The 11252-nt window shown below is 72.3% G+C and carries 9 protein-coding genes; 3 read left to right on the top strand and 6 right to left on the bottom strand.

All coding sequences use genetic code 11. From position 1 onward, the window contains the following. Positions 1–191 precede the first annotated feature (191 nt). The 3 genes from ABZU74_RS27695 to pdxY all read left to right on the top strand — a co-directional run bounded on the left by ABZU74_RS27695 (position 192) and on the right by pdxY (position 3206). The gene (locus ABZU74_RS27695) at positions 192–1208 is read left to right on the top strand and encodes a LacI family DNA-binding transcriptional regulator (protein ID WP_355429671.1); all 1017 of its coding nucleotides are present in this window, start codon (positions 192–194) and stop codon (positions 1206–1208) included. Between the two features lie 177 nt (positions 1209–1385). Beyond that, the gene (locus ABZU74_RS27700) at positions 1386–2180 is read left to right on the top strand and encodes a serine protease (RefSeq protein WP_355429673.1); all 795 of its coding nucleotides are present in this window, start codon (positions 1386–1388) and stop codon (positions 2178–2180) included. Positions 2181–2354: 174 nt separating this feature from the next. Continuing rightward, the gene (gene pdxY, locus ABZU74_RS27705) at positions 2355–3206 is read left to right on the top strand and encodes a pyridoxal kinase PdxY (RefSeq protein ID WP_355429676.1); all 852 of its coding nucleotides are present in this window, start codon (positions 2355–2357) and stop codon (positions 3204–3206) included. A gap of 32 nt (positions 3207–3238) precedes the next feature. Here the strand turns inward: pdxY and ABZU74_RS27710 are convergent, their stop codons facing one another. From ABZU74_RS27710 to ABZU74_RS27735, 6 genes are all read right to left on the bottom strand, one after another. Continuing rightward, on the bottom strand, positions 3239–3571 hold the full coding sequence (locus ABZU74_RS27710; protein WP_355429678.1) for a putative quinol monooxygenase: 333 nt from the start codon (positions 3569–3571) through the stop codon (positions 3239–3241). Between the two features lie 9 nt (positions 3572–3580). Continuing rightward, complete coding sequence (locus ABZU74_RS27715) at positions 3581–6817, bottom strand: DUF87 domain-containing protein (protein WP_355429681.1); 3237 nt, start codon at positions 6815–6817, stop codon at positions 3581–3583. Continuing rightward, the gene (locus tag ABZU74_RS27720) at positions 6814–7527 is read right to left on the bottom strand and encodes a hypothetical protein (protein ID WP_355429684.1); all 714 of its coding nucleotides are present in this window, start codon (positions 7525–7527) and stop codon (positions 6814–6816) included. Before ABZU74_RS27720 ends, ABZU74_RS27715 begins: the two co-directional genes overlap by 4 nt. Further along, positions 7524–8627, bottom strand: a complete 1104-nt coding sequence (locus ABZU74_RS27725) for a DUF559 domain-containing protein (protein ID WP_355429687.1) — start codon at positions 8625–8627, stop codon at positions 7524–7526. Before ABZU74_RS27725 ends, ABZU74_RS27720 begins: the two co-directional genes overlap by 4 nt. A 66-nt stretch (positions 8628–8693) precedes the next feature. Continuing rightward, positions 8694–10112, bottom strand: coding sequence for a PQQ-binding-like beta-propeller repeat protein (locus ABZU74_RS27730; RefSeq protein WP_355429690.1), 1419 nt, complete (start codon positions 10110–10112; stop codon positions 8694–8696). 62 nt (positions 10113–10174) lie between these two features. Further along, positions 10175–11134 carry an acetamidase/formamidase family protein gene (locus tag ABZU74_RS27735; RefSeq protein WP_355429692.1) on the bottom strand — a complete coding sequence of 320 codons (960 nt, stop codon included), beginning with the start codon at positions 11132–11134 and terminating at the stop codon, positions 10175–10177. Positions 11135–11252 lie beyond the last annotated feature (118 nt).

Raw genomic sequence — 11252 nt, forward strand, 5'->3', positions numbered from 1 at the left:
CATCGGGTGGTCATCGAGGGGGGACGGGCGTCAGCGACGGATGTCGGTGGGACTTCCACCCGCCGGCGGTGACCGGCATATTGACATCCATCAGCACCTGTTTAACGTTATAGAGCCGCGCTGGGGGTCCCGTCAATGCTTGTTCATCAATGCCCGGCCAGCCGGCCGGTCCACGTCGCGAGAGGTTGGGGATGGGCGTCAACCTGAAGGACATCGCCAAGCGCGCCGGTGTCTCGCTGGCCACGGTCTCGAACGTGGTGAACGGATACCGGCCGGTGGGCGAGCGGACCCGACAGCGGGTGCAGCAGGCGATCGACGAACTCGGCTACAGCCCCAACCTCGGCGCCCGGCACCTCCGTCGGGGCCGTACCGGCCTGATCGCCCTGGCCGTCCCGGAACTGACCAACCCCTACTTCGCCGAACTCGCCGAGATCGCCATCTCCGAGGCCGCCGCGCTCGGCTACACGCTCGTCATGGAGAACACCGCCGCGGACCGGGGGGCGGAACTGGCGCTCCTCGACGGCTCCCGGCAGCGAATCATCGACGGCCTGATCCTCAGCCCGGTGCGCATCGGCCGGGAGGAGGTGCTGGCCCGGACTGCCGGTAGCCCGCTCGTGTTCATCGGCGAGGGGGTCTACGACGTGCCGCACGACCACATCGCCATCGACAACGTGGCCGCCAGCCACGCCGCGATCCGGCATCTCGTGGCGATCGGTCGCCGCCGGATAGCGTTCATCGGCGCCACCCCGGGCGGTGACCGGCAGTCGGCCCACCTGCGGGTCCGGGGTTACCGGGAGGCCCTGGCGGCGGCCGGCCTGCCGTACCGACCGCGGTTGGTCGCCCGCACCGACGCGTTCGGTCGACTCGACGGCATGCGGGCCATGCGTGACCTGCTCGCCCTCGGTGACCCGCCGGACGCGGTCTTCGGATACAACGACCTGGTCGCCATCGGCGCGCTGCGAGCGCTGGCCGAGGCCGGTCACCGGGTGCCCGAGGATGTCGCGGTGGTCGGGATCGACGACATCGAGGAGGGGCGGTTCACCACCCCGACCCTCACCACGATCGCCCCGGACAAGAGGGAGATCGGCCGTCTCGCGGTACGGCGTCTCATCGCTCGCATCGAGGGCGCGGAGGTCGCCGGGCCGCTGACCGTGCAGACACCGTTCCGGCTCCTCCGCCGGCAGAGCACCGGCACGCCGGACGTCTGACCACCTGTCGCCCCGCCCGCGTCGCGCCGCCGCGTCGCGCCGCGCCGCGCGAGATCCATAACGCCGGTGGTACGACCCAGAGAGGATGACCCGCTAGATCCATAAACCTCAATATGATGACCGCTATCTCGACTGCGGTGCGCTCACGAGGCGTGCCATCCTGATGCGGAGGAATGCATGGTTCGCTGGCGTACCCTCACTGGCCTGCTGGCCACCGCGTTGACCGCGGTGACCGCGGCCAGCCTCACCCTCACCGCGCCGGCCGCCGCGGCCGACAGCCCCGTGACGCCGACCGTCGTCGGCGGCACCCGCGCCGCTCAGGGCGAGTTCCCGTTCATGGTGCGCCTCTCGATGGGCTGCGGCGGGGCTCTGTACAGCCCCCGGCTGGTGCTCACCGCGGCACACTGCGTGGGCTCGACCGGCACCAACACCAGCATCACCGCGACGCTCGGGACGGTCGACCTCCAGTCGTCCAGCCGGATCACCGTCCGGTCCAACTACGTCTACCGTGCTCCCGGCTACAACGGTGCCGGCCGGGACTGGGCGCTGATCCGGTTGGCCAGCCCGGTCACCGGGCTGAGCACGCTGCCGATCACCACCACCACCGCGTACGACAGCGGCACCTTCACCGTCGCCGGCTGGGGCGCCGCGCGTGAGGGCGGCGGCCAGCAGCGGTACCTGCTCAAGGCGACAGTGCCGTTTGTCAGCGACTCCGTCTGCAACGCCAACTACGGCGGGGACCTCATCCCGGCCGAGGAGATCTGCGCCGGCTACGCCAGCGGTGGCACGGACACCTGCCAGGGTGACTCGGGTGGCCCGATGTTCCGCCGCGACGCCAACAACGCCTGGATCCAGGTCGGCATCGTCAGCTGGGGCAACGGCTGCGCCCGGCCCAACTACCCGGGCGTCTACACCCAGGTGAGCTACTTCGCCTCGTCCATCGCCTCCGCCGCGGCCAGCCTCGGCGGCTGACCGTACGCCAGCTCGGGCGGCCCGGACGACACGGTCCGGGCCGCCCGTTCGTGCCGTCTTGACGAGGGCGGGCGGGGGTGGCCACCGGACCGCGACGGCGGCTGCCGAGTGGGCCACCCGACAGAAACGGCGGGCCGTCCCTGCGGCGGCGGCGGCAGCGGCGATGATGGGCCGGTGAAGATCCTGTCCATCCAGTCGTCGGTCGCCTACGGTCACGTCGGCAACTCGGCGGCGGCCTTTCCGCTGCAACGCCTCGGGCACGAGGTCTGGCCGGTCCTGACGGTGCACTTCTCCAACCACACCGGGTACGGCGCCTGGCGGGGCCCGGTGATCCCGGCGGCGGACGTGGCGGAGGTGATCGCGGGCATCGGGGACCGTGGGGTCCTCGGCAGCGCCGACGCGGTGCTCTCCGGCTACCAGGGCGACCCGGCCGTGGGCGCGGTGATCCTGGACGCGGTGGCGACGGTGAAGGCGGCCAACCCGGCCGCCGTGTACTGCTGCGACCCGGTCATGGGCGACGCTGGTCGGGGGATGTTCGTCCGGCCGGGAATCCCGGAGTACCTTCGGGACACCGTGGTCCCCCGTGCGGACATCATCACGCCGAACCACTTCGAGCTGGACTTCCTCGCCGGCCGTACGACCAACTCGCTGGCCGAGGTGCTCGACGCGGTCGACGTGGTGCGCGCGACCGGGCCACGGCACGTCCTGGTGACCAGCGTGCTCCACGGCGACCTGCCGCCGGATTCGCTGGAGGTGCTGGCGGTCTCCGACGATGGCGCCTGGGCGGTGACCACGCCGCTGCTGCCGATCAACCCGAACGGTGGGGGCGACGTCACCGCGGCGCTGTACCTCGCGCACCTGTGCACGACCGGCTCACCCGCGACCGCGCTGGAACGCACCATCGCCTCCGTCTACGCCGTGCTCGAGGCGACTCTCGCGGCGGGCACCCGGGAGATCCAGCTGATCGCGGCGCAGGACGTGATCGCCGACCCGCCGGCCCGTTTCACCGCCCGCCGGCTGCGCTGACGGCGGGCGGCGAGACCGCAGACCGGCGACGGTCAGCGGCCCTCGGGGACGGCCATCTCGCCGAGCAGCGACCAGTCCTCCTGCGGCACTGTGGCGTTCACGATGCGCGGCGTCTCGGCCAGGTGCGGCGGCAGGGTCTCCTGGGCGGCGCGGAAATGCGCGGACTGGACGTGGGCCGCTCCCGCCTGGTCGTCGCGGAACGCCTCGACCAGCACGTACTCAGTGGGATCGTCCAGGCTGCGGGACCAGTCGAACCACAGGCAGCCCGGCTCCGCCCGGGTCGCCTCGGTGAACTCGGCGGCGATCTGCGGCCACCGGTCGGCGTGCTCGGCGCGGACCCGGAACTTGGCGGTAATGAAGATCATGGCACCAGGCTACCCAGCCGGGCGGGCGCGGGCGACGACCTCCTCGGGGGTCAACGGCGCCTTCGGGTGGTGCGTCAGGCACAGCGGCGTGCGGACCTTGACGAACGAGAACCCCTCCCCGGCGGCGTAGAACTCACCGCTGTTGAGCAGGCCGATGTCCGGCAGCCGACCGCCCTTGGCCTCGGCGAGCTGCCGGGCCGCGTCGATCTGCGCCGGCGCGTTGAGCAGCCCGAAGAACTGCGTCGTCGCGTTGCCGGAGATCTGGTTGTGCAGACCCTTCGGCGCCTGGGTGGCGAAGACCAACCCGAGCCCGTACTTGCGGGCCTGCGAGGCCAGCGCTATCGAACTGGCGGTGCAGGCCGTGGTGCCGGTCGACGGCGCGAGCGTCTGCGCCTCGTCCATCACGAACAACCCACCCAGCGGCCGGTCACCGGCCGGGTGCCGCTTGATCCACGCGAACAGCGCCATCTGCAACTGGTTGACGAAGCTCTGCCGCTCCTGGTCGGAGGTGAGGCCGATGAAACTGATCACCGACACCCGGGCCCGCCGCCCCGCCGACGGCGTCAGCAGCAGCCCCGGGTCGGCCGGCGCGCCGACCCCGCCGAAGAGCGGATCGGTGACCATCGCCGCCTTGAGCGCCTCGGCCAACTCCTCGGCGAGCTTCCCGGCGCGGGCCAGCCGACTGACCCCCTCGGGCAGGTCGGTGAGGAACTCGGTGAAGCCGGGCAGGCCCACCATCCCGCTTCGCGCGTACGCCTGCAGGGCCTCGGTGAGGACCGCCTTGCCCTGCTGGGCGAGTCGGCCTGAGCGGTCCACGCCGGCCCGGGGCGCGAGCGCCTCCACAGCGGAGCGGACGGCCTGGTCGAACTCGTCGGGCCAGTCCCGCAGGGAGGTGAAGTCGGGCAGCGGCTGGAAGCTCAGCGGCCGACCGGCGGTGACCCGGGGCGTCCACACCACCACCTCGGTGTGCGCGAGGTAGTCGGTGGCGCGTTCGGCGTCACCGGGGCCCCAGCCGCTCGGTGGTTCGGGCCACGCGTCGCCGAGCCGGGCGAGGTCGTTGTTGGGGTCGAGCACGATCGCGGAGACCCCCTCGCGGGCGCACTCCTCGACCAGCCGGCGGATGAGCACGGTCTTGCCCGAGCCGGACCCGGCGAACACCACGGCGTGGCGGCGCAGCGACTCCAGGGGAACCGTGAACTGGTGACCGCCGTCGACGGTCCGCCCCAGCCCGACGACCCGAGCGCCCTCGCCGACCACGAGGTCGGCCGGGTCAGCGGGTACCGGCCCGGTCGACGCGTCAGCGGGAACGTCGACGGCCGGCACGGTCGTCGGGTCGGGACCGGGGCCACCCGACGGTGGCTCGTCGTCGTCGGGCGTCGGCGGCGGAGCACCGCCGTGCGTCCCCTCGGGCCCGGGCAGGACCGTGCGGAACAGTTCGGTGCCGCTGGCCGGACGGCGGGCCACCAGCCACTCCTGCAAGGCCGTGGACGGCTCGGCCGCCATCACCCGCAGCGCCGCGAAGACCCGCAGGTCCGCCTCGGGCACGGCACACCGCAGGCCGCCGGCCGCGTCGAAGCCGGTCAACACCTCGGTCGTACGCTTCCCGGTCGGCCACGGACCGTTGCGCAGCAGGATCAGCCGCCGTTGGGGCAGGTCCCGGTCCAGCCCGGCCAGGGTGCACGCGGCCTTGACCCGGGCGGTGACGGCGACGGCATTCGGGTGCGCGATGGCCCGGAAGCACCAGTGCGCCTCGTTCTCGGTTGCCTCGTCGAGCACCTCGATCAGCCGCCCGTGCAGCGCGGGCTTGCGCCCGGGCGGCGGATCGTACTTGTAGGTGGCGCCGGTCGGCGCCTGCTCGGCGATCCAGGCGGCCAGGCCGGCGGCGAGCAGCGGCGGCATGTGCTCGTCCTCGCCCGCCGGGTCGACGGCGGCCGACACGTCCGCGGCCTCGACCAGTTCGGCGAAGCGTGCGTCCAACTCGTGCAGGCGGCGCTCGTCGGTCGCCGGGTCGGCGGCAGCGCCACGGACGGTGTTCACCGTCGGCGTCGACTCGGCGCCGTCGATCAGCCGGTCGAGCTCGACCACCTCGTCGCTGTCACGGCACCAGGTGATGTGGCGGTCCACCCGGCGGAGCAGGGCGCGTGGCGTCAGGGTGGGTGCGTCGGCGAAGGCGGCGGGGGCGATCGGCCAGGTGGGGTGCGGTGGCACGAAGCGCGGACCGGCGAACGCGGCGGCGAGGCGCTTCGCCACGATCGCCTGCCCGATCTCCGGGGTGGGTATCCGGTCCGGCAGGGTCGACATACGGAAACGGTCGGCGACCGGAGTGGGCGCGGTGCGGGTCATCAGCACCCACGTGTCCGGCAGGCACGAGACGACGACAAGCGTGCGGCGGGTGATGTCGCGGAGCTTGAGCAGGCCGTCGGCGATCGGGCCGAGCACCTTGGCCTGGCCGTCCTCCAGCCCCTGGTGGTGGTTGAGCAGTGAGGTGCTGGTCTGTGCGAACAGTGTGTCGAGCTGGTCCACGGCGATGACAGTGGGATCCAGGGTCAGCGCCATCAGCCGGGAGATGTCCTGCACCACCTGCTGCGGGGTGCGGATCGCGGCGCTCAACCCCCACGCCGCCCGCTCGGCCGGGTCGCCCGGTTCGGAGATCAGGTGGGCGTAACCGACGTCCTGCGCCTCGAAGTCGATGGCCCCGTGCAGAACGAGCGCCCGAGCGGTGTCCTGGGCGTCCCGCCCGACCTCCCGATCACGCTCGCGCAGGGCCCGGATGAAGGTGTCCAGCTGCGCGCGGGTCACCGGGCGGGCGCCGGCGACCGCGTCGCGGACCTCCATCGGCAGGCCCAGCTGGGGGGTGAGCCGACGCAGAAAGGTCTTCAGCTGGGTGCCCCAGCCGACGTGGGCGCGGCCCATCCCCTCCACCAGGGCCAGGGCCACGCTCTCCCAGAACGTCTTGCCACTGACCATGTCGACCAGGAAGAAGTAGCCACCCTCGCGTTGGATCCGTTCGCGGACCGCGCCGAGCAGGTGCGTCTTGCCGGCGCCCGCACGGCCCTGCATGGCCACGCCGAGCGGCATGCTCGTGTCGTCGGTGCGGGCCCGCGCCACCCCGCGCAGGATCTCCGCGGCCACCTTCTCGTGCAGCTCCGGCACGTTGTGTGGGCTGGGTCGCCAGACGTCGTCCGGGGTGACCGCAGGGTTGAGACTCACCGCTTCCAGCGCGGCCCGCTGGTCGTCCGAGATCATGCCGGGCCGATCGCCAGGGCGTGGTTGTCCTCGTTCCCGATGCGGACGGCCGCGGCCCGGTCCCGTGCGGTGAGCGACTTGGTGTTCGCCACCGGGATGATGCGGACGTCCTCCCGGCCGACCATCGCCCGCAACGCCGCGTCGAGGGCGACCCGGTCGGTGTCGGCGAGCCGGTCCCGGACGTCGGCGAGGCCGACCCAGGCGCCGGGCGCGGTGGCCAGCTCCCGGTACGCCGAACGAACCAGCGCCTCCACCTCCGCCGCGGACACGGGGGCCGCCGCCGCGGGTTCTGCCGCCGTGGGTGCCGGTGCTTCATGCCGAGGCTCGCTGGCCGCCGGCGCCGTCGCCTCGGTCTGCTTGAAGAAGTCGCCGTGGCTGACCCGGAGCCGGTCCAGCGAACGGTGCAGGTTGGACAGCACGACGAAGAGCGACCGGGTCGTCGAGCCGCCCTGCTTCGGCGGCGGGGAGGTGTGCAGCCGACGGGCCACCCGCCAGCCCTCGTCGGTCAGCTCGTGGGCGAACGGCCGGTGCGTCCGATCGGTGTCCACCAGGCCCAGGTCGACGAGCTTCGTGTTGTCCTTGCCGGTCAGCGTGAAACCGGCCAGCTCTTTCAGCTCGGCGTTCGTGAGTCGGCGTGCCTCGACCATCAGCACCACGAGGGCGTTGATCTGGTTCGGCGTCAGGTGCGGGACGTCCGCCGGGCTCGTCATGATGTCTCATCTCCGTGGGGGTGCGTGCCGCCCGCGCGTCGCCGGGCCAGCAGCCGACGGATCCCGTCGACCACCGCCGGCGCGTCGGTGAGCACCTGCTCGTTGGTGAAGCGGAGCACGTTCAGCCCGAGGAGTTGCAGCTGCACGTCTCTCCGCCGATCGTTGGCGAAAGCGATTCGCCCACGATGCTCCGGGCCGTCCACCTCGACCGCAAGACCCTCGGTGGGCCAAAACAGATCCAGTCGGTACGCCGCACCCAGGACATGCCACTCGTAGGTCTGGTTCCACTGCCGGCCGCGCGCCCAGTCGTGCGGCGCGAGCGCACGTTCCAACGCCTGCTCGGCGGCGCTGTCACCGCGTGGCACCCCCGCGATCGGCGGCCAGGCCAGCACCGTCGACCCCGGCTCGGCGGCGATGGTCGGAACCCGTTCGATCGTGCTGGCCAGCCCGGCGAATCGCGTCGGCAGCGGCACCGGGACCGAGCGCACCCGGTCGGCGTGGCGCAGCGGCCCGCCGGCCAACCACACAGTGAAGCCGCCGTGCCGCACGAGCCACTCGGCGGCGGCCACCAGCGTCCGCTCGGCGTCGGCGTCCAGGTCGGGCAGGGTCACGACGAGTACGCAGCTCTCCCGGTCGTACGCCTCGGCGATGACCCGAGCGAGCCCGGCGGCGCGGACCCCCGGGGCGAAGCGGGACCGGCCGGCGGGGTGTCGCGGACCGCGCAGGCCACGCTCGGCGAGGTCGGCCAGGAACGGGCCGAAGTGCCGGGAGCGGGCGGCGGTGCGGGCCGCGAGGGCGCGCACCGCCGCCACGCCCAGCGTGCCCTCGCTGTCGAAACGGTCGGCCCCGGTCAGCCAACGGGGGAACATCGTGAGGGCCGCGCTGTCCAGTTGGTCGAGCAGGGTGCCCACGAGGTCGCCGAGCGGGCCTGTCACAGTGGGCCGGTAGTGCACCATCGCGGGCGCTGCCGGTGGCAACGGGTCGAGCGCCACCCGCAGCAGCTCCGGGTCGATGCCCGGCAGGTGACTCACTCGCCGTGTCGGTGGGACAGCCCACCAGGCCCCGTTGGCGTCGCCGTCGGCCCGGTCGGGGTGCACCATGGCGGCACCCTACGACACGGGCGGACGCGACCGGGCCCCTCGGGTGACGAGGCGGTGTGCCCGCCGTCAGCGCAGACGGCGGATGTCGCCGTACGCGCGGTAGTAACCACCACGGCTGGACTCGCGCACCTCGGTCACCAGGTAGCGGGCGCCCGGCTCGCGAATCCCCTTGGGGAACTGCACCGACCAGTCGCGCCGGTAGCCGTCGGAGAGCACCTGGACCCGCAACCGGCCCCGATCGTCCAGGCACTGCACGACCACGCCGGCGCCCGAGTCGCTGGTCACCTCGACGATCGTCGGTTGCACCGGCTGGGGTGCCTGCCGTGGGGCCTTGATGTCGCGTACCTGGGGAACGTCACCGGCCTGCGCCGCGCGGATCGCCGGCTCGCTCGCGTCGATGCAGGCCAGGTGGCCACCGGTGGTGACGACGTAGAGCCGGTCGTCGTGGTACTGCATGGAGTACGCCGAGCCGCAGCCGGTGCCGAGCTTCCACAGCCGGGTGCCCGCCGCGTCGAAGCAGTAGATCGAGGACTGGCTGTCACCGGCGAAGACGTACCGACCGCCCTCGGCGGTGGCGCAGGAGAAGACCGGGGCATCGCAGCGGTAGGTGTTTTCGAGGCGGCCCGACTTGGACAGCCGGACCACCTCGCGGGTGCCCGTCCCGGCGAACACACTGCCGTGCTCCTGCCAGCCGAAGAGCACCGAACCGGTGGTGGTGTGCCAGAGTTCGCCGCCGGTGCGCCACTCGTAGCCGGTCACGCCCCGCGAGTGACCGTGGTAGATGGCGTCGTTGTCGCACCGCACCATCCAGGCCGAACGCCCCCGCCCGGGGCGCCGCCACAGGAACTCGTCCTCGTGGTCGACGGCGGTGATCCCGCCGTCGGCGTCGGAGACGCCGAGAACGCCGTCGTGGATGTCCAGCCAGTAGATGTCGATTTCCGGGGCGATCGCGTACGCCACCCGGGGCACCTTGCCGGACAGGTCGTAGACGTTGCCGTCGTCGCAGCCGGCGTAGATCCAGGCGTCGTCGGCGACGATGCACTTCACCCCGTCGGGGAGGCGGACCTGGCTGCGCACCTGCGCGTCGTGGTCGAGCGTGGTGATGACACCGTGCTCGTTGCCGACCATGCAGTGCTGCCCGTCGACGAAGATGCCGAAGGCGGGAGCGCCGGAGTCGTAACGCCAGAGCACCGGGGCGGTGTGGGCGGTGGAGCGGGTGCTCACGATCTGCCGCCGCGACACGGTGCGCTTCTGGCGGACGCCGGGGACCGCCGGCGCGTAACCCTTGCGGATCTTCTCCCCGATCTTCTTCGCCGCGGCGGCCCGGGCCCGGGCGTTGTCCGGATAGGCACTCGCCTTGATCTGCCCCTGGTCGCCGATCCGGCCGTAGCGCACCGTCAGCGTGGCGTTGTCGACGATGACCTCGTAGAACTTGTGGGCACCGTCCACTTCGGACAGTTCGAGGTAGGTCGTCTCCTGGGACATGGGGACCTCCGAGGGGTCAGCGAGCGGCGCGATCCGGCCGGCGCGGCGACAGTGACCACACGTTATCGGCGCCCACCGACAGAACCGGCGTCCGGCCAGCGCAGCGCGTCGTCGCGGAGCACCGCGTGCGCGCCGACGCTCTGGTTGACGATCTGCGTCACCCGCACGTCGACAGCGATGCTGGCCAGCGCCACCGCGTCCGCTCGGCTGAGACCGTGCAGCCGCTGCATCAGTGTCAGCATCGAATCCAGGGCGGCGAACGTGGCGTCGTCGAGGGAGGCGCCGACGCCCAGGGTCAGCCAGGCGTCGGGGGTACGGGCCACCGGGCCGGTGACCGGAAAGTCGTCGCGGACGTCGAAGGTCAACGTCACCTCGTCCATCGGACACTCGATCGCGGTGCCGCCGACCTCGCCGTCACCCTGTGCGGCGTGGCCGTCCCCGACGGAGAACAACGCCTCGTCCACCGGGATCGGCAGCAAAAGGGTGCTGCCGGCGGTGAGGTCCCGGCAGTCCAGATTGCCGCCCCAGGGGCGCGGTGGGGTCGTCGAGTGTCGTCCCGGCTCCGCCGGTGGCATGCCGAGCACTCCCATGAAGGGCCGCAGGGCCACCGCGTGGCCGTGCTGGTTGCGGCCGGTCATCGTCACCGGGTCCAGCGTCCAGGCGTGCACCACCGGTTGTTCCTGCACGCCGTAGCGCTGGTTGAACTCGCTCTGCCAGCCGCCGGCCACTGTGGTCCCCCAACTGGCCGGGACGACCGCGTCGATGCGTACCGCGAGGGTCTGGCCGGCGCGCGCACCGCGGACCGCGACCGGACCGATCAGCGCGTGTCCGTGGTCGGGCCGGTGCTGCGCGACCCGGGGGCGGTCCCGGTTCGCCCCGCCCGGGTACGGGCCGGCGGACCACCAGCAGTCCAGGGTGCGATAGGTGACGGTGTCGCCGGGGTCGACGGTGAGTACCGGCGGGAAATCGGGGGAGAAGTGGCCGTGCAGGTTGTCATCCCCGGGAACGAGGGTGTGTCGCATCAGTGCAGGCTAGTGGCAACTGGTCCGCGCGGCGGGTCGCCAGGTGCGCGGTGGGTGCCGGGCGCACCCCCCCCCCCCCACAAAAACCGGTCGAAAACAAAAAAGTAATAAACAAAAA

It is taken from the genome of Micromonospora sp. NPDC005171, assembly GCF_040608575.1.
Lineage (GTDB): Bacteria > Actinomycetota > Actinomycetes > Mycobacteriales > Micromonosporaceae > Micromonospora.